The sequence below is a fragment of the Zwartia vadi genome (assembly GCF_030410375.1).
In the GTDB taxonomy this organism is placed as follows: Bacteria; Pseudomonadota; Gammaproteobacteria; order Burkholderiales; family Burkholderiaceae_B; genus Zwartia; species Zwartia vadi.
This window is the reverse complement of the sequence record NZ_JAUHHE010000006.1, coordinates 1-24225: the sequence shown is the minus strand read 5'-3', so window position 1 is coordinate 24225 and position 24225 is coordinate 1. Positions and strand designations below refer to the sequence as shown.

The window sequence follows — 24225 nt, the reverse complement described above, 5'->3', positions numbered from 1 at the left end:
GCGGGGGACCCTATTGGATCCAGTCTTTCTCGAACGCGGCGCGGAGCATGCCTTCGATGGGATCGCGTAAATCCTGTTCTCCAAAGGCCTCTTGAAGCTTCGTGATGATTTCATCAACTGTATGCTGCGCGTCGCAGAGCTTCAGGATTTCAGCAGCACTTTGATTTAATTTGACCATGCCTTCCGGGTATAACAAAACATAGGCCTGCTGGGCTTGCTCCCATTGCAAGCGGAAAAGTTTGTTCAGCCGGGGCCGCTCGGGAAATGAGGCAGGTTGATCGGTTGTCATGTTGGGTAGGCTCGTTCAATCGCATCAAGCATCGACCAGAGAATGTCGAGTTTGAATTGCAAAATATCGAGTGCGCGCTCTTGTTGCGCACGCGTTGTGAAGTGGCTGAGTGTGACTTCGAGACCATGGTCGACATCACGCTGCGCGAGTGGGATGCGCGAACGGAAGTAGTGCAGACCATTCGCCTCAATCCAAGGATAGTGGGTTGGCCAAGTTGCCAGACGGTCTTTGTGGATTTGTGGCGCGAACATTTCAGTCAGGGATGAGCAGATCGCCTCTTGCCAAGGTTGTTGGCGCGCGAAATTCACATAGGCATCACAGGCAAACTTAACCGCGGGCTCAACGTGTTTTAACGACCAGAGCGCGTCGCGCTCCAATCCCACAGCCAAACCCAGCCGCGTCCAGGCCTCGAGTCCACCACATTCGGTGTCGGTCTTGTAATCACCAAAACCATCGTGATCCAGGATTCTAGAAATCCATCTGCGACGCGTTTCGCGATCCTGACAGTTGGACAGGATCGCCGCATCTTTGATCGGTATGATCCACTGATAGTAAAAACGATTCAGCACCCAGCCGCGAATTTGTTCTTTGGAACATTCGCCAGCATTCATTTTGACGTTGAAGGGGTGGTGAATATGATAGCTCTGACCTTTGGCGCGGAGTTGCGCTTCAAACTCTTCGCGAGTCCAGGCAGCTTGAATTGTGGTCATGATCGATTCTCTAAATCTCTATGTGCATACCATCGTAGGCGACTTCGATGCCGAGTGCTTTGAGTTGTAATGCTTCTTCAGAGTCTTCCCGAAGAATGGGATTAGTATTGTTGATGTGGATCAGAATGCGTCGTTTGTTTGAAAAAGGCGTTAAAGCCTCGATCATACCGCCAGGGCCGGATTGAGCGAGGTGCCCCATATCAAGCGCGCGTTTCGTAGACAGACCCGCGCGGATCATTTCATCGTCTGTCCAAAAGGTCCCATCAACCAGCAATACATCCGCCTCTTGCATGGCCTGCGCGACCTGCGGCTCGATCATGCCAAGTCCTGGCGCGTAAAACACTTTTTTGCCAGTCTTCTCGTCGGTCACCAACAAACCGATGTTGTCCCCGGGATGAGGGTCGTGGCGATGGGGTGAATAGGGCGGGGCTTTACTCGACAGCACGATAGGTTTGAAGGTAACGCCTGCTATTTCCGGGATGTTGAAGCTTTCCATATCGGAATGGATCAGCCGTTGATCGACAGTGCAGTAATGCGCGAGTGTTTTGACTAGCGGTAGTCCCGTTGTGAGGTCATCAAATACTTGACGGGTGGCATAGATAGGTAGTGGCGAGTTTCTCTCGCGCAGCATCATGAGACCCGTGACATGGTCAACCTGTGCATCCATCAATACGACCGCTGCGATCCCGCTGTCACGCACTTTTCGTGCAGGCTGTAAGACGGGTGTATTTTTGATCTGGGTCAGGATGTCTGGCGATGCGTTGATCAATGCCCAGTCAGCGGAGCCATTGCCGATAATGATTGAAGATTGGGTGCGGGCGTGAGCTTGAATGCTGCCCTGACGAACGCCCGAGCAGTTCGGGCAGTTGCAATTCCATTGAGGAAAACCTCCGCCAGCCGCGGAGCCTAACACGCGTATTTGCATCAGAACTCAAAAGAAGAAAGGCCGAGAAATCTGTCTCGGCCTTTTGAATAACGATTAACGATTGGCGATGTACATTGTGATTTCAAAACCAAAACGCAGATCGATTGCTGATGGTGTTTCCCATTTCATAGCGGTCTCCTGAAAGTACGATTGACGAAGGGTCTGACAAACGCCTTGATTGGCATTAACCACGAGTATATAGAATCCATAGGATTTCATCTATCAACTTTTAATAATTGTTAACCACATGAAAACTAAGCTATTTCCGGCAGTAGAACCTTTTAAGCAAGGGTGGTTGGCGGTCGGGGGTGGTCATGAAATACATTGGCAAACTAGTGGTAATCCCGAGGGTCGGCCTGTTGTCTGGTTGCATGGTGGGCCCGGCAGCTCAGCGAGTCCATTGCATCGCCGCTTCTTTGATCCGGCTTTATTCTGGGTGATTCAGTTTGATCAGCGCGGCTGTGGACGTAGCCGGCCTAGCGGTGCGATTTTGCAGAATGAGACTGCAGAATTAATCACTGATATAGAGCGTCTGCGTATGCATCTTGGCGTTTCTAGATGGAGCGTGGTGGGTGGCTCTTGGGGAGGCGCGCTTGCTTTGCTCTATGCGCAGACGTATCCCGCGCACGTTGATCGCATGCTGCTGCGCAGCCCCTTTTTGTGTACTTGGGCAGAGATTGAAAATTTTATGGAGCATCCTCCACAGGCATGTCAGGCACGCTGGCATGTCTTGAAAAATCTTGTGCCGACGCATATCAACCTGACGATTTTGGAATATGGTTACCGGGTCTTTTGCCAAGAGCAGGATGTCCAGAGGCAGACGCGATTGGCCCATGCCTGGGCTGCTTATGAGGCAGCGATGAATGTTCATCCTATGCAAGCCCCGCCACTCAGCGCATTTGATGATGCAGCTCTGATTGCGCGTTATCGTGTTCAAAGCCATTACTTATTTCATCATTGCTTTGTGGATCAGGATATTTTGTCCCGATCCCGTGCTTTGGAGCAGATTCCTCTGGTCTTGGTGCATGGTGAGTTGGACGCGCTGTGCCCGGTTGAAAATAGCTTGGCGATTCAGCGTGTGGCACCCCACGCAAAGCTTGTGCAGGTCGCCGGAAGCGGCCATGATTTGACAGATCCCGGGATGTTGGCGGCTACGTTCGAGGAAATCGCGCTGTGGCGCCAAGAATGACCATCTTAACTGCTCGGGCTTTTTGACCCTGTGCAAGTTGAGCATAAAACAATTCCCCAATCATGCATTTGTATGTAATATTCCTGAGTAGTTAAAAAAAGATGAGCTCGTTTAAACATCAAACGTCACGGAGACGACTGTGAACAATTACTTGCGCGCTATTAGCGGCCTGGGTTTGGCCTTGGCTTTTGGAATGTCTGCTCAAGCGCAGACCCCCGCACCTGCTGCATCTGCGGCGCCCGCTGCACCTGCTGCTGCACCGCCACCAGCATGGAAGCAAGGCATGCCAGCATCTATGGCAAATTCAACGCTGGCGCCTCTGCCAGGCAAACTGGTTGCCACCAAAGCGGCCGATGTGCCAATCGACAAGATCAAGCTGCCCCCTGGATTCAAGGTTGAGGTGTGGGCCGACGGCATCCCTGGTGGTCGGGCGATCACGGAAGGTGAGGGCGGCAAGTATTACGTTGGTACTCGAGCCTTGGGTCGTATTTACGAGGTTACCGATAATGGCAAGGAGCGCACTTCGCGCGTGGTGGTCGACAAGCTGAACCAGCCGACAGCCGCTTTTAAAGACGGTGCGTTGTATGTTGTGTCCGTGGACAAGGTTTTACGTTTCGATAACATCGCGAAAAACCCCAACGCAACCCCTGTGGACTTGTCTGCAAAGTTCAACTTCCCTCCGCTCCCACACCACAATTGGAAATACGTAGCGTTTGGGCCGGACGGTAAGTTATATGTTCCATTCGGCGCACCTTGCAATATCTGCGAGCTTCCCACCCCCGAGTATTCACAGATCCGTCGCTACAACGCGGACGGCTCCGGTATGGAAGTCCTGGCAACAGGCATTCGTAACACCGTTGGTTTTGATTGGCACCCTGTGACAAAAGAGCTTTGGTTCAGCAACCACGGTCGTGATTGGATGGGCGATGACACACCAAACGATACGATGCATCGACTCAAGCTCAAGGCTAATTATGGATTTCCATATTGCCATGAAGGCAAGATCGCAGATCCTGACGTGAAAAAAGCTGATGCTTGTGCGGGTGTTGAGCCGCCTGTCGCTCTGATGGGACCTCATGCCGCGACGATGGGTGTCAAGTTCTACACAGGCGACATGTTCCCTGCCGAGTACAAGAACGTCATGTTCAACGCTCGCAAAGGCTCATGGAACCGCACCAAGAAAATTGGTTTTGATGTGGTGACTGTGCGTGCGGATGCTGATGGAAAAAATGCAAAAGTCGAGCCGTTCATGACTGGTTTCATGAATGATGCCGATCAGTCATGGTGGGGTCGTCCCGCTTATTTGCATCAGATGAAGGACGGTTCGCTCTTGGTTTCTGATGAGCAAAACGGCGTCATCTACCGTGTGACATACAGCAAGTAATCTCCATGCAAATGTGGTCTGTTGTACGTGCAGTTGTTTTGATGGGAGCCGCCTGGATGGCAGCTCCCGCCGCATTGGCACAAATCTCCGCACAGCGCCAGGCGCTGTGCGCGAGTTGTCACGGTGCTGATGGAAACTCGCAGTTAAAAGGGATTCCATCTTTGGCGGCGCAACCAAAATTATTTCTTGAAAATCAGCTTGTGCTGATTCGCGAAGGTGTGCGGGACATTCCCTCGATGAAAGGTGTTTTGGACGGAGTATCTGACGCGGAGATCACGCAGCTCGCTCAGTTTTATGCAGATCAGCCGCTGGCACCCGTACCGCCCGATAAAGATGCTGAGGTTTTCGCGCGGGGTGGAAAACTTGCTGAGGGCATGCGTTGCGGCATCTGTCATCTGCCCAGCTATCTTGGGCGCGATCAGATTCCAAGACTCGCCGGTCAGCGCGAAGATTATTTGTTGCTGAGCATGCAGCAATTCAAAAACAATCAGGCTGTGGGTCGAGATTCGAATATGGCAGCCTCGGTTTACGGAGTATCGGATCAAGACTTGCAAGATATTTCTTATTATCTGGCTAGACTCACGCCATAGTTTTTATTTTTTATCACGATAGAATCAAATTTCAGTACTTTCATACCTAATAAATAATCCATTTGAATTATAAAAAACAATAAAAATCTAATAATTCCTTGCAATTATTTTCCATAGCACGCACCATGAATGTGTTTTTTAAAAAGCTGGTGCTTGAAGCCTTGCAATAAGTGCTTTTGGGTGCCGCATCATATGTAGCGCAAGCCCATTCTGTGAGTACCGAAATAGCCAACAATATTAATGATTTGCACGCAGTCGACCAATCCTGGTTCGGCAAGAGGATGAGTGCTTTATGTTCTTCACGCGGCCTGAATATTTCATGTCTCGCGTTGATTGCTCTTGGCTTCATCATCACCGTGCCGTTAATGCAGAGTTTTAACGATGATGATCATCGGATGGCGGATCACAGGGTGACATACATACAGTCAGAGTGGTTGGATGCAAAAAAATCCAACCTGAAGCAAACATCGAATGTTTTAGTGCCAGAAAGCCTGGTAGGTCAAACCGATAATCATCAACAGGAAAAGAACGCCAAACCCTAATTGAATATTACGCGCTTGTTCGTCTGCCAGACTCGGTATGAGTTTGACACGAATCCAGCCGGCTACGAAGGCCCAACCCGCACCCATGATCAATCCCATTAAGAGTGCGATACCGAGCGAAACAGGATCGAGAGTTTGCGCGCGAATGGCCTTATCGAACTGGATGGCAAAGCTCATCAACGAGCAGACGATCCATGTGTTTCTTGTGAGCATGAGTATCTTTTAAGGGTAGTGCAAGAGAGTTTTAAAACGCAAGTCAATATTAAAACACGGAGAATCAGATGAAAAAATTAGTTCTGGCCTTATTCGCATCGCTCTTGATCGTTCCTGCTTACGCACAGACAAGCGCGTCCGGTTGCGAGGCGAAAGCGGTGAGCAAAGACGGTAAGCCACTCGCAGGCGCGGCAAAGACGTCTTTCATGCAGAAGTGTGAACGTGAGTCAGGCGTCTCGTCCAAGGCGGCTGCTTGCGAAGCAAAGGCTCTGAGTAAAGATGGCAAGCCTCTGTATGGCGCTGCGAAAGATGCATCCATCAAAAAATGCGTGGCAGACGCAAAGTAATTTTCTCCGCTAAGAGAATTTGGGACAGCCTCGGCTGTCCTTTTTTTTAATCGTCAACGTATTCAGGTGAGTGCTGGGGTGAGCGCGACACCTTTGATCATTAAGCGATAAAGAAAACGCTTTTGCTCGGGATCATAATCTGCATTCGCCTGATGCATGACAGCCTGATTGTCCCAGATCACCATGTCGCCTTCGCGCCACTTGTGGCGATATTCGTATCGCGCATCGGTCGCATGGTTGTACAGATCTTGAATCAATGCGTAGCCCTCATCAGGGTCCATCCCTTCTATACCTTCCATGCGACCCGTATTGAGATACAGTGCGGGACGATTGTTGCCGGGATGACTGATGACAAGAGGCTGCAAGGCAGTGGGAATCTTTGCCAACTCTTCAGGGCTGAGTTTAGTGAGTTCACGCGGGCTGCGGCTGCTTTGATGAACGTGCAAGGAAAACAGACCCTTCAACTTTTTTTTGATTTCGGCTGGCAGGTCATCATAGGCTTGTCGAACGTCAACAAACTGCGTGTCGCCACCAGTAGGAGGAATTCTCAAGGCATGCAGAGTCGTCGCTTTAGGAGGACAATGTTCGTTGGAGTGATCTGTGTGGTAGTTTTCACCACGCACTTGAAGCTTGCCATTTTTTCTCGGCAAATCATCGGTGGAATTGCAGCCGACCATCGGATAATCAGGCAACACATATTTTTTAAGTTGCTGATCCATCAACTCACCGAAAATTTCAGCTGCGGACATAAACTGAGGTGGTGAAAGTGACTGGTTTCTAAAGACAAGGACGGCGTACTGCGCAAGCAAATCATTCAGTTTTTGTTTGATATCCACAGAGATAGGCATCGATAAATTGATGCCCGATATCTCTGCCCCAAACTCGGGACGGATGGGTTGAACAGTCAAGGGCATGATGATCTCGTTATTGAGCGGTGATACCGGTTGTTTTGGCGATCTCGGCCCAGCGTTTCAATCCGTCGTGGACGAGACTTGTAAAGTCCGCAACACTCATCGGCTTTGTTTTGCCGCCATCCGTTGCTAAAAACTTAATCAACTCTTCCGACTTCAACGCTTGATTGACAGAGGTATTGATGAAGGCTTGGATCTTGGGATCGACGTTGGCGGGTCCGAGCAGTCCCCACCATTGCTGAATCTCGTAATTCTTGATTCCCGCTTCTTGAAAAGTCGGCAGGTCGGGTGCCGCATCAGAACGCTGAGTGCTGGTGACAGCAATGCCACGTAAGGTACCGTTTCTAAGTTGTGGGAGCACTTGGGTCATGCTGCCAATGGAAAACTCGATGTGACCACCCATAGTGTCTGTCATGGCGGGACCTCCGCCCTTGTATTGAACAGCAACCATGTCGTTACCAAGCGCTTGAGACAGCATGACACCGGCAAAGTGCTGAATGCTGCCCACACCTGTCGCACCATAATTCAAACGCGGCGTGCGTTTGAGATATTCAAAATACTCTGTCGCATCCTTGCCAGGCGCATTGGGTTTGGCTGCGAGCACCAAAGGCACCTCGCCTATCATCGCGATCGGCGTGAAGTCTTTGACTGGATCAAAGGGTAGTTTTGAGTTGACAGCGGGCGCCATCGTGAATGTTGAAGACGCGACAAGCAGGGTATAGCCATCGTTTCGCTGTTTAGCCACATAGGCAGCACCAATAGCCGTTCCTGCGCCTGGTTTATTTTCAATGATGACAGGTTGTCCCCATTGTGCCGTGAGCTGCTTGGCAAGTTGCCTGGCAACGATGTCATTTGAACCGCCTGGGGCGAAAGGGACCACCAAGGTGACAGGTTTATCAGGAAAGGCCGCCCATACTAAAGGCGTTGAGAGTAAACATAAGAGGCAAAGCAGTCGTTGGATGATCGATGCGAAAGCCTTCTTCATGTTAGCGCCCCTGAAGTTTACCGAGCAAAGCAGTCAGTTCCTGAACCTTGCGAGCGTCTATTGCGAGAGTCGTATCGAGAATTTCCTTGGTGAGTGATTCGGACTGGGAAGCGGAGTTTTGCTTGAACTTCCTAATGAAATCCTCATCGCTTGCCGGGTTTTCCGGTTCGCCTTTGGAAAGAGGGATTTCGGTTGAAAATTTCTGTCCCGAAGTTGTTCTTAATTCGACGTTTGCACCACGTTCACGTGGATAGGATTCAGCCCAGCGAGTGTTAGCACTGCTTGTCACGCGCGAAGCAAGATTTTTTATTTCTTGATTCTGTACGGTATCTACTGAATATCGCTCCTCTCCGGCATCTCCGTAGAAAGCTGCCATCGCGCAGGATGAGGCCAGACTAAACTTTGCGGCCTCGGCCGTTTCAGGCAATACGCTGGTTCCGCAAAAGCTGATTGCGACGGGGTATGTGGTGACATTTAAAGCATCAATTTCCTGATAGGAAATATTTTCTTTGCGCATGATGTCGAGCAAGCCGTCGATCGCTGGGTGGATATGACGGCACGCCGCATGAAACTTGATGTACTGACCCATGATGTAAAAGTCTTTACCAAGCCCGTCGAAGAGACCGTCCGTGTTAACGCTGTCCGCCATCGCTTTGAAAAGACCTTTCTCGCCCTCGAGGGCGGTCATTGGTCCTTTAGCGCCTCTCTTGGCGAGCTCAACTGACAGCACGCCGCCCATTGCGGCCTTGCCAGGATGCAGAGGCTTGACCATGGCGCCATCATTCAAAATTTCGAGCAAGCCGGCACTTTGAAGTGCGGCCATGCCAAGTGCGCTGGCCATTTGCTCTTTGTTGAGACCGAAGAGCACGCCGCAGGCTGCAGCTGCGCCAAGCACACCAATAGTCCCCGTCGTATGGAAGCCGCGTCCCAAATGCGACGGGTTCATTGCCTTGGAGATGCGGTTAACGATTTCGTAGCCGCACACGATGGAAAGAATCAGTTTTTTTCCATCCAGGTTAAGTGATTCAGCCACCGCAAGTGCGGCAGGAATGACCGCAACGCCTGCGTGAACGCCCCCATAACGAAATCCATCATCCATGTCGAGTGCGTGACCGGCTACACCATTCCCCAAGGCGGCATGAATGGCGGGGACCTTGCGTGATGCTCCCATGAGTGTTGATTGGGTCACTCCTTCGAGACCCTGGAGATAATCAATTGTCATGCGTGGAAAATCCATTTTCAGGCCGGCAATAGAGACGCCAAGATAGTCCACGATGAGAAGTTTGGTTTTTTCAACCACCTCAGGCGGTAACTGCTCGAACGTTGCGCTTGAAAAGTGTTCCGCAAAGGTTTCTAGTATTGTTTTCATCGTCTTGTCTCCCTTGGTGTCTTGTGGATGGCGTTAGAAAAAATGGGTGGTCATATGACGCCCTCAGACTTGAGAGCCTGTATTTCTTGAGGACTCAAGCCTAATTTCTCGCCGTATATTTCTTCATTATGTTGGCCCAAAGCCGGACTTGCAACTGTTTTGACGCGCGCTGTGCCGTGAATAATGAGCGGACTCGAGGGCAGGACAACGCGACCGAGATCGGGATCGTCAAACCATTCGAGTTGACCGCGCGCGTGCATGTGCGGATCGTGCATGACCTCTATCAAATCACGAACAGGCGCCGCTGGAAAACCAAATTCCTTACTGAGTTTAAATAGCTCGGCTCTCGTGATGGTACGCGTCCATGCTTCAACAAAGTCGTCTGTGCGTTTGATGTTTTCGACACGAACTTTATTTGTCGAAAAGCGCTCATCCTTGATCAAGTCATCGCGACCCATCGATTTCAGAATCTTGACCCAATGGTCTTCAGTGGCGCACACGATCGCAATATGTCCGTCTTTAGCCTCATACACGTTGTAAGGGGCAAGTGCCAGGCCGCCATGGCGGTTACCGACACGTTGAGGGACTTTGCCATTGCTTCGGTAGACCAGTCCAATATTGGAAGCCAAAGTCGGGTAAGCGGTTTCTTGCATGGAGACTTCGACTAGTCTGCCGATACCTGTGCGGGTGCGATCAAACAGGGCGGTAATAATGCCTGCATAAAGATGCACGCCGCTCAAAAAATCAATAAAAGAAGAACCCGAGCGAAGAGGAGGACCTTCCGGATCGCCTGTGACACTCATGACACCTGAGGACGCCTGTATTGTGACATCCATCGCCTGATTGTCTTTATCGGGACCCGACAGTCCGTAACCAGTCCCGGATCCATAAATGAGTTTTGGATTGATTTGATGTAGAACGTTCCAGCCCACACCTAAACGATCCATCACGCCAGGCGTGAAGTTTTCAACAAGGATATCTGCATCAGCGATCAATCTTTTGAAAAGCGCTTTGCCTTTCTCGCTTTTGAGGTTCAGCGTCACGCCTTTTTTATTGACATTAAGCATGGCCATCGGGAGCGAAGCACCCCCACTCACCTTGGCGCGAATCCTGGACGGTTCACCTAAAATAGGTTCGACCTTGATCACTGTCGCGCCTGCTTTGGCCATCAAAAACGTGGCATAAGGACCTTGATAAATTTGCGTCAGGTCTATGACCGTGATGCCTTCAAGGGGCTTGCTGTTCGTGTGGTGAGGGGAAGTGGGAGTCATTCGATTTACTTAACCGTTTTTAAAATTTTCTTGGCAATCGACATGCGATGGACTTCGCTTGGTCCTTCATAGACGCGCATGACACGTGTCTTTTGCGCCATCAAATGGAGAGGAAGCTCCTTGGTGACGCCCATTGCCCCAAAAGTTTGCATCGCATTGTCAAGAACCTCTGAAGCTAATTCAGTAGCGTAAACCTTGATCATTGAGGCTTCGGTCCGGATATCCTGGCCGAGGTCGAGTTTGCGTGCAGCATCGCGCACCATCAAGCGGCAGGCATGCATCTTGGTGGCACCATCGGCGATCCACCATTGAATGGCTTGACGATCCGAGAGTAGCGATCCAAATGTGACGCGTTGCTTCGCGTGCGTACTCATCATTTCAAGCGCCCTGCGGCACATGCCAATGCACCATGCACCCATCTGCAGTCTGCGAATATTCAAGCGCAGCTGCATCGGAGCAAACCCTTCGCCGATCGTACCGAGCAAGTTTTCAGCAGGGATGCGACAGTCTTCGAAGGCGATCTCATATGTTCTGTGACCAGCTAGCATGGGGATTTCACGTAAAACATTGAAACCAGGTGTGCCGCGATCAACGATAAATGCGGTAATACCCTCGTGGCGCTTACCTTGGCCGACGCGTGCCATGACAACGGTAAAGTCAGCGCTTTTCATCCGGCTCACCCAGATTTTGCGACCGTTAATCACCCAGGAATCACCGTCTCGCTCTGCGCGCGTGATCATGCCCGATGGGTCGCCTCCCGCGTTTGGCTCCGAGATCGCGATGCCTGATTTGGCTGTGCCAGCAGCGTATGGTTCGAGATATTTGATTTTCTGACTCTCTGTGGCGGTTGCCATCAGCATATGCAAATTCGGTGAGTCGGGTGGAAACGAGAAAGGGGTAACCGTGCGTCCGATTTCCTCGTTCAATGCCATCAGTGTGACGCTTGAGAGACCCGCACCGCCATACTCTTCGGGCGCGTCGAGTGCCCAAAGGCCTAGCTCTTTGCATTTGGCCAGTAAGGGGGCTTCCTCTTCTTTAGTCAGTGCAAGATGCTGGCCCTGGATTTCGCGCTCCAAGATGGCGGATTCAAGAGGCATCAATTCTTGGTCGACAAATTTTGCAACCAAATCCTGAATCATGACTTCATCACTATCGAGTCCATCGGCGCACGCTTGCAGATCCATTTCTTTCTCCAATTATTAATCTGAAAACTTAATTCAATCTATGCTGAATAAAATGAGTGAATAGTTGATTTGTACAATGATGACCTATCATATCAAAAATAGAATGCTTGTCTATTTTGAATTCTGAGGTTTAAGTATGGTCATTAAGAAAAAGGAACCGGGTGTTGCGGCCGTCAATCGGGCGCTCTCCATTCTGCTGGCTTTCGATAAAAGTGTCGAGGGCATGACATTGGCGGAAATTTCGGCGGCGACTGGTCTGTATCACAGCACGATTCTTCGCTTGTGCGAATCTCTCGAACACGCTGGATTTATCAATCGCCTTCCTGACGGTCGCTTCATGTTGGGTGCTACGCCTTTCTATCTGGGCATGCTTTATCAAGAAACATTCCGTATTTGGGATTACGCGGCGCCTGTGTTGAGGACGCTGGTGCGGGATACTAAAGAAACCGCAGCTGTGTATATTCGGGAGGGAAATGACAGGATTTGTTTGCACCGCATGGTTCAGCCAAGAGCCGTTCGCATGCACGTCAGGGAAGGTGAGCGAGTCGAGTTGGATAAGGGCGCTGCCGGAAAAGTTCTGTTGGCTTTTTCGGGTGAACAGGGAGAGCGTTTCGACATTATTAGGCAGAGCTATTACGCAGTGTCTCTTTCTGAGCGCGGATCCGAGGCCGCCGCGATCGCATGCCCAGTGTTCGGACCGAAGCAAAAGCTGATTTGTTCGATTTCACTGGGCATGCCGGTCTTTCGTTTTGATCGAAAGGTGTTCAAGGAGTTTCTGCCCATGGTGATGAATGCCGCGGCAGCTATCACAAAAAAGTGTGGGGGCGATCCCGCCGTCTTTGAGCCCCCTTATAAGCACACAACTAAAATCAGCTTTGCAAAGAAATAAGACTTCCGCACTCGGTCTTAATCAGTGAGCTTGATGTTCCGTTCTTTGGCGACTTTTTGCCATTTATCCAGTTCCTGATTCATATATTGACCAAAATCCTTGGCCGACATGATGTAGGGTGTTGCGGCTTCTTTGGAAAATATCTCTGCCATTTTTGGTGACTGTGCGACTTCGTTGATCGCTTTGTTTAAACGCTCAACAATTGGCTGTGGTGTGAGAGCGGGTGCTAAAAATCCCCACCAGACATCGACCGAATAACCTGGGATGGCCTGAGCCATTGAAGGCAACTCTGGATAGAAAGGGGATGGGGTCGATGTCGTCACCGCGATGGGTCGAACTTGATTGGCGCGCAGGGCCCCACCCACAGAAGCAGGTGTAGCGATCAGTGCCTCGACGCGCCCACCCACCATATCTGTGAGTGCAGGTGAGATACCTTTGTAAGGAATATGCGTCATTTGGATGCCAGCCATTGAGTTCATCAGCTCGGTACTCAGATGGGCGATCGATCCAATGCCGGCGGTCGCGTAATTGACTTGACTGTTTGAGGCCGAGCGAATCATATCCTCAGTCGTTTTATAAGGAGTGTGATTGGCTACAACAAGCAAAAGCGCACCTTGAGCCACAATCGCAACTGGCGCAAAGGAAGTGCGATGATTAAAAGGTAGGTTGGTATCTACTGCAGCGCGAGTGACAAAAGAGTTTGAGCTAAAAAGCAGAGTGCCCCCGTTGGGCTTGGCGCGTGCTACCTCTGCTGCGCCGACCACACCGCCGGCGCCCGGTTTGTTGTCAACAATAACGGTGACACCGAGCTTGGTGCCGAGCTGTTCGGCGAACGCCCTGGCAAAAATATCATTGCTGCCTCCCGTCGTAAAAGGAACGACGATTTTGATGGTTGATGGAAGTGTCGCTTCAGCAGCTACTGATCCGGTCCCCACTGTGCCAAACATCAAAGCAATGCAAGCTTGTGCCAATCGAGCTAAAGCTTTTTTCAATCTTGTCTCCTCATTGATGGAATGCATGTTTTAAATGATTATGCAGCATTTTCAGATGAGGAGACAGTCTTGGTGACTGCGTCTTGATCACTGGGCTTTAATACCCGCTGCTTGGATGACGCCACCCCACTTATCAAGCTCCGCACTCAGATGACTGGCTAATTGTTGAGAAGTGCCACCGAGTGGTGTGGCGCCAATCGCGGCAAGTTTTTTCTGAAATTCAGTATCTTTCAAAATCTGATTAATCTCGCTGTTCATCTTCTCGACAATCGCGGCAGGTGTGCCCTTTGGAGCAAGAAGGGCAAACCAGGTCGAGGACTGCAACTTTGGAAAGCCAAGCTCTTTGGTAGTGGGGACATCTGGCAAAGCCGGGGAGCGCGTGTCAGACAAAATCGCCAGAGCCTTCACTTTGCCGGCTTTGACCTGTCCTGCGATACCAGGTACTAGCTGGAACATCAATTGAATGTCATTCGCGATCATATTGGTTGTGGCTGTGCCAGGCGCGTTATAAGGAATGTGAACCATTTTTGCGCCTGTCTGCGTCATGAATAGTTCGCCCGCCAAATGCATGGAGCTCCCGATTCCTGTCGATCCAAAGTTCAGTTTGCCTGGATTGTTTTTTGCGAAGTTGACGAACTCCTGCAGTGTATTAACCGGTTGACCATTATTGACCACAAGAATATTTGGCACATCACAGATCAATGCGACGGGATCAAAATCTTTTTGTGAATCAAAACCCGGTGTGGTGTAGAGCTTTGGACTCACGGCGAGCGTGCCTGCCCAGGAAAATAGAAAGCGATAACCATCAGGCGCGTATTTTGCGACAGCTGCGGCGCCGATATTGCCATTGGCACCGGGTTTGTTTTCAATAATGACATTGGTCTTGAGTCGCGCGGCAAGTTGCTCGGCCAGCATCCGTGCAATCGTGTCGCCTGTGCCGCCTCCACCTGGAGCAGGCACCGTGATTTGAATGGGTTTGCCTGCTTCTGGCCAGGTTTGTGCAGAGGCGGATGTGGTCAATGCGGCCGCAAAGAGCAGGGCGGCTGACAGTTTTTGGATACCTGATTGCATGGATGTCTCCTGATGGTGGACGTCAAGCGGATGGAAATACAGGCTCGCCTAAATTGAGCATCAAGCGATTTGCCCAAGCAAAAATGGCGACCGAGTGAATAAGATCGAGGATTTCAGATTCAGACAAACCCACGTCTTTAAGTGTTTGAATGCTCTGGGCGCAAATTTTGTCCGGCTGTTCAGTCAACGCGATACTGAATTGAACAATCGCTTGTTCACGCGCAGTCGTACCGGCTGTGCGTGGGTCTTCAAAGACTTGCTTGATTGCGTCTGTGCGCTTGGCAAGTTGCTCAAAGCGTTGCGCGTGGACGGATGCACAATACACACATCCATTGATACGCGACACGACCGCGGTGGATAGTTCGCGTTCGGCGCGTGGCATGCCGCCTGGGGCATACATGATCGCATTAAAGGCCGCCGAACGCTGCCGAAGTATTTCTGGCTGGTGCGCAAGAAATAAGTAGTAGTCGGACACCTTGGCTTTTGGATGACTCTCTTCCAGGATTTCAATTTGCTCTGGCGTGGCTTGATTGATGTCCACTACATCCAACCAGGCTTTCCAGTCGAGCGTTTCGTTTGTAAAACCCTTGATACGAATCACTTCACTCATGATTGCGCTCCGAATGTTTTAAGTGCTTTCAGGCCGGCTGAAACTCTGACTTGATAGGATACAAAGGCAATTAATTGTGCGAGCGCGGTGATTTGCGGTGTGGTCAGACCTGATGCCTGGAGTGTCAGCAAGGCTTGCTTATCAGCTTTGATCGGCTCTGTTATCAGCGTATTGGTGAAAGATAATATTTGCTTGAGTCGAGTATCTTGAATCTGCTCGATCATGCCTTGAGAGACAGACTCAATCAGTGACGCCGGAACATTCAATGCATGTAATCGACGCGCATATTCAGCACTGAGTTCCGGAGAAGGCGTGAGGGCGCAGGCAAGCAAAGCAACCAGCAAGCGATCGCTCATAGGCAGGCCTTCGATTGGAGCACCGAGTAAAAGATCTTCACTAGCTTGCGTGGCATCCACCACTTTTGCGCGCTGGTGGCGCGTCTCAAAAGCAAGGGACCCTGGCGTGAGACCAAGGATACGATCCAGTGTGTCTTGTTGCGGGGCAGAAGCGGGAGGGTTTGTCATACATTTTCCTGCAAGGTTAGTGGTGGTGCCGGCGACCATTCATCACCCAAAATTTCAGGTTCGGCAAAGTTTTTGATATTTTCAAAATGCGTTTCAACGTCTTCTCTATAGAAAAGACTGGCCAAGCCGTGAGCCAGTTTTTTTGCGCCATCGCTAATGGCGGGAATGTCGCCCGAAACAGTTCCATGAGAAAGCGCGGCCGGATAACAAAAAACATGTATGCGGTCCAGCCCCGGGCAACTCCCGGAAATTTTTTCCTGCAATTCAAAGTTTGGACCAAGATCTGGTGAGTCTGAAAGTTCTCGGTCTTCTTGACCTGGAGGAGGCGTGTAACGATCGCCCCATGCGCGAAGATGGGAAGCGAGGACCGCATATTCAGGTCTTGCGAGCCAGTCAATTTTGAAGCCTGTTGCAAAGATTAAAAAATCGAGCTCAAACACCCCTTTTGGCGTTTTTAGGTTGATCGTTCGATCCGTGTCGACCCAGACTTTCTCGATCGGACAGCCTATGTTGAATCTGGCGTTCGCATGTTTGGAGACGCGCAGCGTGCTGCCGCGTGGGGGAGGGACTTGTTGCACATTGATGTAATGGCGTATCCGCCATTTCCACTCGTCAGGTAGTGCGGCGTGTCCATGCGTCAAACCAGGATTGCCGGCTCCTTTTCCTTTGTTGACCCTGGGAATATCAGCGCGTCTGATCAACATGTCCACACTGGCCGCGCCACACTCCAAGGCCGTGGCCGCACTATCCATGGCTGAAGCCCCGGCGCCTATCACCCCAACGCGTTTATTTTTTAGAGTGTGATAATCCAAAGGGTCAGATGAGTGTGCGCGCAACTGAGCGGGTATTTGATAGGTGAAGTCAGGTAAAGAAGGTCCTCCCAGACCATCGCGACCGGAGGCGATGACCACTCTGCGAGCCAAGAGGGTTTCAACGCCGGAGGGACTTTTAACAATCAGCTCCACCAGTTGATCGGCGCGCGGTGTGATTTTCAAAATATCGTGTTCATTACGAATATCGAGTGCATTGACTTTGCGATACCAGCGCAGGTAGTCCATCCATTGCGTGCGTGGAATTTTATCGAGTGCTATCCAGGCCTCTTGACCATATTGAGCTTCGTACCACGCACGGAAAGTCAGTGCGGGCAGGCCAAGTGCGGGTCCTGTCAGTTGTTTGGGGGAGCGCAAGGTCTCCATGCGCGCCGTCGTCACCCAGGGGCCCTCCAGGCCCGCTTTTGCGCGGTCAAACAGAACGGGCTTGATGCCAAGGTGAGTCAGGGCCGTACCAACAGTCAATCCCGCCATCCCGGCGCCAATAACAGCGACCTCAATACAGGGGGTGCCAGCAATGGTTTTGCTAATTACCCATGGTTTTGCTGGAAGCTCTAGCCATGCCAAGTCTTGTTTAAGTCTAGCTTCGAGCGCATCAAGGCCGGTGTGGGGAGGCTTTTGCATTTGTCGATTTACCGAGAGAAAGCGTTTTGTTACTAATTGTGTCTTACCTCTCAATATAAAGGCAAATCTTTCTTCTTTATAAGTAAATGGGTAATGAGATAGATTCAGACGGTCGTTCCAGCTCGATATCGAGCTGGCTTGGTTGCAAGGCAATCAAGGAGCTTTAATCTGAATGATGGCCTCTATTTCAACAGTCATGCCACCAGGCAAGGATCCCATGCCAACGGCGGAGCGTGCATGTTTGCCAGCCTCTCCCAACACCTCCACCAACAGATCGGAGCAACCGTTGATGACTTTGGGATGTTCGCCGAAGTTTGGTTCAGCATTCACCATTCCCAATAGTTTGATGACTGCCTCTACGCGATCAAGTGAACCAACTGCTTGACGTATCGTTGCCAGGATCTGTAAGCCGATTTGTCGTGCATCGGCGTAGCCTTCCTCTACGGAGCGATTCAGCCCAAGTTTGCCAACGACGACGCTGCCATCAGGTTTGCGGGGACCTTGCCCGGAAAGATATAAGAGTGAGCCCGCCCGTCGCCACATGACGAAGTTCGCGATAGGCGTGGCGACTTCAGGTAGTTCCAGACCTAAATGTTTCAAACGTTGTTCGGGTGTCATCTCTCTTTCCTTAAGTTCCTGAAAATTTAAATCACCATTTGCTCGGCAAAATGATCAAGTTCTTCTTTGGTGTATCCGTATTTCATCAATACGTCGTAATTATGTTCGCCTCGATTCGGCGTGGCGTTCTTGATTTGAAATTGGCTGTTTGAAAAAGTAATAGGCTGACCGACTAATTCAATTTCACCTAAAACGGGATGGGATACGGGGTGAGCAATTTTTAAGTGTTTTGTCTGAACATCAGAGAAAACCTCATCCATCCTATAAATGGGACCGCAGGCTACATTCCCATTCGATAGAATTTCTATCCACTCGGCGGATGTTTTTTTTCGTAGCACGTCATTCAAATCTTGCGATAGTGCTTTCCTATTTTTTGAGCGGAGAGGACCCGTTTTATATTCCTCACGACTCAGCAAATACTCGGCATCAATGGCTTTGCATAATCTCTCCCACATTTGCTGCGCGCCGGCTCCGGCAATATTGATATAGCCGTCAGCAGTAGAGAAAACTCCTGTTGGGATGGAAGTGGGGTGATCATTGCCAGCTTGCTCCGGAATTTCTTTTGAAACAAGCCACCGTGCAGCTTGATAATCTGACAAGGCAATGATGGACTCCAGCAGTGAAGTATGAATCCACGCACCTTCACCAGTTCTCTCCCGGTTGAATAAGGCAACCATAATCCCCAAAGCACAATACAGACCCGTCGCCGAGTCTGCGACTGAAAATCCAGCCCTGACGGGACCTTGACCTGGCAGGCCCGTGACCGACATCAAGCCACCCATTCCCTGCACGATTTGATCGTACCCCGGCCGTGTTGAATAGGGACCGTCCTGGCCGTAAGCTGAAACACTTGCATAGATCAGTTTGGGGTTGATTTTCTTTAACGACTCATAATCAATGCCGAGTTTGTGTTTAACGTTAGGACGGAAATTTTCCACCACAACGTCCGCATCCACGACGAGTTTTTTAAATATTTCAATCCCTCTGTGGTCTTTTAAATTGAGTGTGATGCTACGTTTATTCCGGTGTAGGTTTTGAAAGTCAGCACCGAGTCTGGCATCTCCCCACCCATCACTCACGCCCAGGGCCTCAGGAGATTCGATTTTTATGACGTCCGCTCCCCAATCTCCCAGTTGTCTGACAGCAGTTGGACCTGATCGCAATCGTGTCAAATCAAGGACTCGAACGCCTGCCAATAGATCTTTTTTATCATTCATCACAGTCGAAATTCCGGAAGTTGCGAAGATGCTTCTTCTAAACAATCGATAGGCCAGTGTTTAGCAAAGACTTTGCAAGAGATTAGTTTTTCAATTTCGATTTATTTTTTGCAACGTTCTCCCAACGGGAGTAATCACTTGCAATGAGCTTGGCGAATTCAGCAGATGTTCCACCCTCTGGATTGAAGCCTAGTTTGTCCAGACTTAATTTGACGTCTGGCATTTGCAAAATTTTATTAATTTCGGTATTTAATTTTTGAATGATTGCAGGTGGCGTATTGGCAGGTGCGACAAAGCCATACCAACCTGACACATCAAAATCAGCATACCCCGACTCTATTCCTGTTTTGACGTCGGGAAGTGTCGTTATTCTTTTGTTCCCGGTGATTGCCAATGGTTTGAGCTTGTTTGCCTGTACGAGTGGAATGGATGCGGGGAGGCTGGCAAACATGACATCGACTTCACCCCGAGAGGCATCTGTGATGGCGGCACCGGCTCCTTTGTAAGGGATTGAGAGCATGCGCGTACCAGTCAGCATTTGGAACAAGACGCCGATCAGCTCCGTTTGCGAGGAAGTCGATGAAAAAGTGATCTCCTTGTTATTTTTCTTTGCATAATCTGCGAGCTGCTTGAGCGATTGATAGGGAGCGTTCGGGCTTGTGACGACTAAATAAGGCTGCGAAACTCCCAAAATGATGGGCTGGAAGTTTGTGAGTGGATTGTATTTAAGATCGGGATACGTGAAGGGATTGACAGAGAATGTACTCGTGAAGGCTAACAACAACGTATAGCCATCTGGTTCTGCTTTCGCTACAAATTCTGTACCAATATTTCCTTGCGCGCCAGGTTTGTTTTCAATAACAATCGGCTGCCCAAGCGCAATGCTTAATTTTTCTGCAATGATCCGGCTAAAAGTATCTGTTCCTCCACCCGGTCCATTCGGCACAACAATTTTTATCGTTTTGTTTGGGTAGGAATTTGCATAGGTAGGGAGTGAAAACAGCAAAAAACATATACTCAAAAACTTAAGTATTAGATTCCTCATTTTGTCTCCAGCCTTAATTTTTTAAACTAAAAAACTAGCGCGACTTTTTATATAAATTTATTGTCCGATTCAACGTAACAGTCTGATTTCTTCCTGTCAATCATTACTTTTCTTCAAATTCGATCATGATCTTCCGCCAATTTTTGGCGAGTGGTCCTTGTATGTTCAAGCCATGAAGAACGAGAAAGAATGGCGCGCGCAGTTCACAGAAAGTGAAGCGATGGTTTGAGTTTTGAAGGGGGGAGTGCTGTGGGTGATTGTCTCTAATGGAGACAATGATTTGATGGCCGTTGAATACAGACTTAATACGTTGGTGCCCGGGGCCGGACACAAAAGCCGCATGAATAAAGGCTTTGCGCGAGTTTGGGGAAAAAACAATCTTCCCCATGCAAAATTTCACTTCGGTGTCAGCAGGGCGCAACAGGGACAATCTGGAAAAGCAGGTCAGACTGGTCTTGTATGCCCGTTTTTGACATGGTGTCGATTTTGCCGTCACATCAGGGTCTGTTGACGTGGTCGGCCACCGCGCAGTCGACGCTGTGAAAGATGGTCTGTAACCCATTTCTCAATGTCGGTGCGTCTCCACCGTGGGTTGCTACGTTTGCCATCAGTATCCAGTTTGAGACGGATGGCGATTGGAAATCCAGGTGCAAGTGCGATGGTTTCGCGAATGTACCTGGCGGGGTAGCCGAGCATGGCACCCACATCTTCCGCACTTAACAATGCTTCGGGTGACATTCTCGCGGCAATCTGTCGCGCGAGTTCGGCGTAGTTGAGATCGGAGGCAGTCGTTGTCATTCGATTCATCTCTTTGCTACTAGCTGCTCGAAGTGCCCGGAGCATGCTGGCGGCGAGTTGTGAAAGTACAGCGAGCGAAGTGTGGGACAAGCCCTCACCTCGCTGATGCTTCGTTGTGCGGTCTTCTCCCGCTGTCTTCAGCTCGATTACGACGCCATCGGCTGATTACTGGCGCGGCTCTCATCCCTGAGTGCCGACCCCGTGCGCCAATCACCGTACAAAACCTCGCGCAAGAGGTCGGTGGTAAACGCATGGATTTCACCTGTTTTGCTTCTACCCAGGTGCCGTGCAGGTAGTCACGCAATCGCGTGCCACAAAGGGCAGGGCGTGATGTTCATCGATCGTTGATTGTTAAAGAGCGTGAATAAATAGTATCAAATGATACGTTATTCATCAACTATTAATATGATCATTCGGCGCAATTATCACAAATGGCCTGCAAATGAGGGATGCATTGGCAACTCGGCGTAGCCAAAAGTGGAGGTGCGTAAGCGGTGGTGGGTCGTTGAGGCTTGTACTAGCCTAGACTTTTATCGTTTTCTTGGGCTAGGAGCAGGCTGGCTGCGACGATTGATAACAGCGCCGGCGTTGCCCACGAGGGAACTTCCTCATTGGGTTGGCGCAGCACGAGCTCGATAATGCGTTGCGCCGAGGTTGGGGCAACGTGATAGCGACTGGCAACGTCGCTTGGGTTGATTTTAGTGATAGGCAATGGCGCCAGAGGTGGCGGCTGATCGCCTTCGGCTTGGGTGAACCAACCACCCATCCCGGGGATGCTCTCAATATGTCGGATGGTTTTCTCAGAAATGGCGCGGGAGCCACTGAGCATTTGGCGCACGTAAGCCCCATCTTTCATTCCCAGACGTCGGCCAAAGGCAGTACGATCACCCTGCGTTAGGCGGTCAATGGCTTTGACGAGTAATTCGCGACGTTGCGCGGCGATTAGGTCTTCGTTCATGACTCAAACAGTAGCACATGCTCCGTTTGATTGGTGTCTGATTTTTTGAAACTAATCCCCTTTTTTAACTACTGAGCACTGTTTACACATAAATTCCGATAAATACGTCGTTTTGGCGCGACGTGCATTTTGACCTATTCAAGACATGTTTTGCTCTCTTGTATTTTCGACTAGTTATTTGGTGTCCGTGCACAGTTGCCACGTTTGCCTTGGCAAAAGGTTTGACCCTCATTGAGCCTACGCAGCAAACCCGCCATTTGCCCCACCGAGAACGGCAATTGCTGGCAATTGAGCTTGCCAGTTAACCCTGGATGTTGTACATTTGTAAAACAATTGGAGTTAACTATGTTAAACGCTTACCTTCGCAAATCAGGTGGTTCGTTAATTATGACCATCCCACCGTCTTATGCTGAGCAAAATGGCTTGGACGCGGGTTCGTGTGTCTCAGTGGATATTAATGGCGCTGAGTTAAAGGTCAAGCCTGGCCGCAAGCGTAAGACCCTGGCTGAATTGCTCGCAGCTACGCCGTCAGATGCTGGTCGAGTAGAGGGTTGGGATGAAATGCAAGCCGTTGGGGCTGAGCTTTGACGCCTGGCCGTGGGGACATTCTGCACCTGCAGTTTGACCCGGCGACCGGCAAAGAGATGATCGGCAATCACTTTTGCTTGGTGGTGTCACCAAAGTCATTTAACGCGAAGTTCAAGCTTGCCATGGTGTGTCCAATCTCTGGTGGTGCCGCACATGTGGCTAGAGAAGCCGGTTTTCTAGTTTCACTGATGGGACAGGGGTTGCGAACCGATGGCTCAGTTCATGTGCATCAATTGAAAAGTTTGGATTGGGCGGCTCGTAAAGCCAAGTTCGTGGAAAAAGCGCCGGTACCAGTCATGCAAGAGGTTCTGGATTGCCTGGTGGCTGTATTTGAGGATGACTGAGAAACTGACGACCTACGATCCTGCTTTTGCGCTGGTCGATGACGAAGAGATCGCGTTTTTCATGGCTGATGCTTTTGAGACAGGTGACCCGGAATATATTGCTAAGGCACAGGGTGTTGTTGCTCGTGCCAAAGGCATGCCGGAAATCGCTGAAAAACCACGCTTTGCAGTGAACAGCTGAATCGCTCATTAAGCTCGCGCGGGTATCAGACTTCGCATCCTAAGCTTGCGCTAACGCAAGCGCTCGGTATACATGGGACGGCTAAGCTAAGCCGCATGTAGTGACTTGACGAAACCTTTCCGGTTCAATGTTGCTCTGCATCGATCATGCGAGCATCGGGTCAGGATTTCTTATCAAGCCTACGATAATACCTTCGTTGATTGTTATCGGGATCAGTCCAACAGAAACAATCGGCAAGCGCATCCACACTTTGCAGAACACCAAGCATCGCATAGGCGTTAAAAGGTCTGGGGTTGCCAGTTGTGTGGCAGAAGGTCCGCGATCTGGCTGTAAGGCTGCGTGGGTAGCCGAGTCATCACGTCTTTGAGATATGCGAACGGATCATGGCCATTGAGCTTGGCCGACTGGATGAGGCTCATGGCAGCGGCTGCGCGTTGACCTGCTCTGAGTGATCCAGCAAATAGCCAATTGGAGCGTCCGATGGCAATCGGGCGAATCCGGTTTTCCACGTGGTTGTTGTCGATCGGGATCCGACCGTTATCAAGGTAACGTACCAATGCATCCCAGCGCTTGAGCGTGTAGTCGAGTGCTCGGGCAATCGCCGTGCCGTTGGTTGCCTTGCTGCGTTGCAGGGTGAGCCATCCGTGGAACTTCTCCATGATGGGTTTGGCCTTAGCCTGACGTATTCGCCATCGCTCATCTGGCTCGAGTGCTCGGGTCTCTCGCTCAATGTCATAGAGGTGAGCGATGATGACCAGCGCCTGCTGGGCAATCTCGCTGCCGTTGGCCTCATACAGATCATGAAACTTGCGCCGCGCATGTGCCATACAGCCAAGCTCGGTAATGCCTTGGGTAAAGAGTGCGTTGTAACCCGCAAAATGTTGTGCATAACATTTTGCGGGTTATGTTGCGCCGAAATTTATGTTGCGGCGCTAGCCGAACGCAGAGAGGTTCGCTAGTATTCACCGGTTATTGACATGACATAAATTTTGGCGCTTTCTGATCTCCCAACCAACGTTTGGAGATC

At 50.4% G+C, this 24225-nt stretch carries 29 protein-coding genes and 1 pseudogene; 8 read left to right on the top strand and 22 right to left on the bottom strand.

The window, feature by feature from the left end:
* Nucleotides 1-10 precede the first annotated feature (10 nt).
* The 4 genes from pqqD to pqqA are packed head-to-tail and all read right to left on the bottom strand — an operon-like array spanning nt 11 to nt 2053.
* On the bottom strand, nt 11-289 hold the full coding sequence (gene pqqD / locus QWY27_RS06515) for a pyrroloquinoline quinone biosynthesis peptide chaperone PqqD (RefSeq protein WP_290195929.1): 279 nt from the start codon (nt 287-289) through the stop codon (nt 11-13).
* Nucleotides 286-999: a pyrroloquinoline-quinone synthase PqqC gene (gene pqqC / locus QWY27_RS06510; protein WP_290195927.1), complete on the bottom strand. Its 714-nt coding sequence runs from the start codon at nt 997-999 to the stop codon at nt 286-288. The genes pqqD and pqqC overlap by 4 nt, the downstream gene beginning before the upstream one ends.
* Nucleotides 1000-1009: 10 nt before the next feature.
* A complete protein-coding gene (pqqB, locus tag QWY27_RS06505; protein WP_290195925.1) occupies nt 1010-1924 on the bottom strand; it encodes a pyrroloquinoline quinone biosynthesis protein PqqB in 915 nt (304 codons plus the stop codon).
* 54 nt (nt 1925-1978) lie between these two features.
* Entirely contained in the window at nt 1979-2053 is a 75-nt protein-coding gene (gene pqqA, locus QWY27_RS06500) for a pyrroloquinoline quinone precursor peptide PqqA (protein WP_259660981.1), read from the bottom strand.
* Nucleotides 2054-2171: 118 nt separating this feature from the next.
* Between pqqA and QWY27_RS06495 the strand changes: the two genes are divergently transcribed.
* The 3 genes from QWY27_RS06495 (at nt 2172) to QWY27_RS06485 (ending at nt 5087) form a co-directional block, all read left to right on the top strand.
* A complete protein-coding gene (locus QWY27_RS06495; RefSeq protein WP_290195923.1) occupies nt 2172-3113 on the top strand; it encodes an alpha/beta fold hydrolase in 942 nt (313 codons plus the stop codon).
* 139 nt (nt 3114-3252) lie between these two features.
* Complete coding sequence (locus QWY27_RS06490) at nt 3253-4497, top strand: PQQ-dependent sugar dehydrogenase (RefSeq protein WP_290195921.1); 1245 nt, start codon at nt 3253-3255, stop codon at nt 4495-4497.
* Nucleotides 4498-4553: 56 nt separating this feature from the next.
* Nucleotides 4554-5087: a c-type cytochrome gene (locus QWY27_RS06485; protein WP_290195920.1), complete on the top strand. Its 534-nt coding sequence runs from the start codon at nt 4554-4556 to the stop codon at nt 5085-5087.
* A gap of 476 nt (nt 5088-5563) precedes the next feature.
* Here the strand turns inward: QWY27_RS06485 and QWY27_RS06480 are convergent, their stop codons facing one another.
* A complete protein-coding gene (locus tag QWY27_RS06480; RefSeq protein WP_290195918.1) occupies nt 5564-5842 on the bottom strand; it encodes a hypothetical protein in 279 nt (92 codons plus the stop codon).
* A 68-nt stretch (nt 5843-5910) separates the two neighbouring features.
* On the opposite strand from QWY27_RS06480, the gene QWY27_RS06475 reads away from it, so the two are divergent.
* A complete protein-coding gene (locus QWY27_RS06475; protein WP_290195917.1) occupies nt 5911-6189 on the top strand; it encodes a hypothetical protein in 279 nt (92 codons plus the stop codon).
* A gap of 62 nt (nt 6190-6251) precedes the next feature.
* Here QWY27_RS06475 and QWY27_RS06470 read toward each other — a convergent pair whose 3' ends face one another.
* Genes QWY27_RS06470 through QWY27_RS06450 form a run of 5 tightly spaced genes read right to left on the bottom strand, consistent with a single transcriptional unit; the run spans nt 6252 to nt 11909 of the window.
* The gene (locus QWY27_RS06470) at nt 6252-7103 is read right to left on the bottom strand and encodes a TauD/TfdA dioxygenase family protein (protein ID WP_290195915.1); all 852 of its coding nucleotides are present in this window, start codon (nt 7101-7103) and stop codon (nt 6252-6254) included.
* Between the two features lie 10 nt (nt 7104-7113).
* Complete coding sequence (locus tag QWY27_RS06465; protein WP_290195913.1) at nt 7114-8085, bottom strand: Bug family tripartite tricarboxylate transporter substrate binding protein; 972 nt, start codon at nt 8083-8085, stop codon at nt 7114-7116.
* A gap of 1 nt (nt 8086) precedes the next feature.
* On the bottom strand, nt 8087-9454 hold the full coding sequence (locus QWY27_RS06460; RefSeq protein WP_290195912.1) for an MmgE/PrpD family protein: 1368 nt from the start codon (nt 9452-9454) through the stop codon (nt 8087-8089).
* Between the two features lie 50 nt (nt 9455-9504).
* Nucleotides 9505-10725, bottom strand: coding sequence for a CaiB/BaiF CoA transferase family protein (locus tag QWY27_RS06455; protein WP_290195910.1), 1221 nt, complete (start codon nt 10723-10725; stop codon nt 9505-9507).
* Nucleotides 10726-10730: 5 nt separating this feature from the next.
* Nucleotides 10731-11909: an acyl-CoA dehydrogenase family protein gene (locus tag QWY27_RS06450; protein WP_290195908.1), complete on the bottom strand. Its 1179-nt coding sequence runs from the start codon at nt 11907-11909 to the stop codon at nt 10731-10733.
* A 136-nt stretch (nt 11910-12045) separates the two neighbouring features.
* On the opposite strand from QWY27_RS06450, the gene QWY27_RS06445 reads away from it, so the two are divergent.
* The gene (locus QWY27_RS06445) at nt 12046-12798 is read left to right on the top strand and encodes an IclR family transcriptional regulator (RefSeq protein WP_290195906.1); all 753 of its coding nucleotides are present in this window, start codon (nt 12046-12048) and stop codon (nt 12796-12798) included.
* 17 nt (nt 12799-12815) lie between these two features.
* On the opposite strand, the gene QWY27_RS06440 is transcribed toward QWY27_RS06445, so the two are convergent.
* The 11 genes from QWY27_RS06440 to QWY27_RS06390 all read right to left on the bottom strand — a co-directional run bounded on the left by QWY27_RS06440 (nt 12816) and on the right by QWY27_RS06390 (nt 22085).
* Nucleotides 12816-13790, bottom strand: a complete 975-nt coding sequence (locus QWY27_RS06440) for a tripartite tricarboxylate transporter substrate-binding protein (RefSeq protein WP_290195903.1) — start codon at nt 13788-13790, stop codon at nt 12816-12818.
* A gap of 87 nt (nt 13791-13877) precedes the next feature.
* Nucleotides 13878-14861 carry a Bug family tripartite tricarboxylate transporter substrate binding protein gene (locus QWY27_RS06435; RefSeq protein WP_290195901.1) on the bottom strand — a complete coding sequence of 328 codons (984 nt, stop codon included), beginning with the start codon at nt 14859-14861 and terminating at the stop codon, nt 13878-13880.
* Nucleotides 14862-14883: 22 nt separating this feature from the next.
* Complete coding sequence (locus QWY27_RS06430) at nt 14884-15471, bottom strand: peroxidase-related enzyme (protein ID WP_290195899.1); 588 nt, start codon at nt 15469-15471, stop codon at nt 14884-14886.
* Nucleotides 15468-15995, bottom strand: coding sequence for a CMD domain-containing protein (locus QWY27_RS06425; protein WP_290195898.1), 528 nt, complete (start codon nt 15993-15995; stop codon nt 15468-15470). Before QWY27_RS06425 ends, QWY27_RS06430 begins: the two co-directional genes overlap by 4 nt.
* Nucleotides 15992-17449, bottom strand: coding sequence for an NAD(P)-binding domain-containing protein (locus tag QWY27_RS06420; RefSeq protein ID WP_290195896.1), 1458 nt, complete (start codon nt 17447-17449; stop codon nt 15992-15994). The genes QWY27_RS06425 and QWY27_RS06420 overlap by 4 nt, the downstream gene beginning before the upstream one ends.
* A gap of 153 nt (nt 17450-17602) precedes the next feature.
* Nucleotides 17603-18067 carry a RidA family protein gene (locus tag QWY27_RS06415; RefSeq protein ID WP_290195893.1) on the bottom strand — a complete coding sequence of 155 codons (465 nt, stop codon included), beginning with the start codon at nt 18065-18067 and terminating at the stop codon, nt 17603-17605.
* Nucleotides 18068-18093: 26 nt separating this feature from the next.
* Nucleotides 18094-19284 (bottom strand): CaiB/BaiF CoA transferase family protein, encoded by a 1191-nt coding sequence (locus QWY27_RS06410; RefSeq protein WP_290195891.1) that lies wholly within the window; start codon nt 19282-19284, stop codon nt 18094-18096.
* An 82-nt stretch (nt 19285-19366) separates the two neighbouring features.
* The gene (locus QWY27_RS06405) at nt 19367-20290 is read right to left on the bottom strand and encodes a Bug family tripartite tricarboxylate transporter substrate binding protein (protein WP_290195889.1); all 924 of its coding nucleotides are present in this window, start codon (nt 20288-20290) and stop codon (nt 19367-19369) included.
* 142 nt (nt 20291-20432) lie between these two features.
* Entirely contained in the window at nt 20433-20750 is a 318-nt protein-coding gene (locus tag QWY27_RS06400; RefSeq protein WP_290195887.1) for a hypothetical protein, read from the bottom strand.
* Nucleotides 20751-20821: 71 nt separating this feature from the next.
* Nucleotides 20822-21217 carry a helix-turn-helix transcriptional regulator gene (locus QWY27_RS06395; RefSeq protein WP_290195885.1) on the bottom strand — a complete coding sequence of 132 codons (396 nt, stop codon included), beginning with the start codon at nt 21215-21217 and terminating at the stop codon, nt 20822-20824.
* A 427-nt stretch (nt 21218-21644) separates the two neighbouring features.
* Nucleotides 21645-22085, bottom strand: coding sequence for a hypothetical protein (locus QWY27_RS06390; RefSeq protein ID WP_290195883.1), 441 nt, complete (start codon nt 22083-22085; stop codon nt 21645-21647).
* A gap of 345 nt (nt 22086-22430) precedes the next feature.
* Here QWY27_RS06390 and QWY27_RS06385 point away from each other — a divergent pair, with 345 nt between their 5' ends.
* Genes QWY27_RS06385 through QWY27_RS06375 form a run of 3 tightly spaced genes read left to right on the top strand, consistent with a single transcriptional unit; the run spans nt 22431 to nt 23198 of the window.
* Entirely contained in the window at nt 22431-22673 is a 243-nt protein-coding gene (locus QWY27_RS06385; protein WP_290195881.1) for an AbrB/MazE/SpoVT family DNA-binding domain-containing protein, read from the top strand.
* Nucleotides 22670-23017, top strand: coding sequence for a type II toxin-antitoxin system PemK/MazF family toxin (locus QWY27_RS06380; RefSeq protein WP_290195879.1), 348 nt, complete (start codon nt 22670-22672; stop codon nt 23015-23017). The genes QWY27_RS06385 and QWY27_RS06380 overlap by 4 nt, the downstream gene beginning before the upstream one ends.
* Entirely contained in the window at nt 23010-23198 is a 189-nt protein-coding gene (locus QWY27_RS06375) for an addiction module antidote protein (protein ID WP_290195877.1), read from the top strand. Before QWY27_RS06380 ends, QWY27_RS06375 begins: the two co-directional genes overlap by 8 nt.
* 278 nt (nt 23199-23476) lie before the next feature.
* Here the strand turns inward: QWY27_RS06375 and tnpC are convergent.
* Nucleotides 23477-24094 (bottom strand): annotated as a pseudogene (gene tnpC / locus QWY27_RS06370) (IS66 family transposase); the annotation flags it as partial.
* Nucleotides 24095-24225 lie beyond the last annotated feature (131 nt).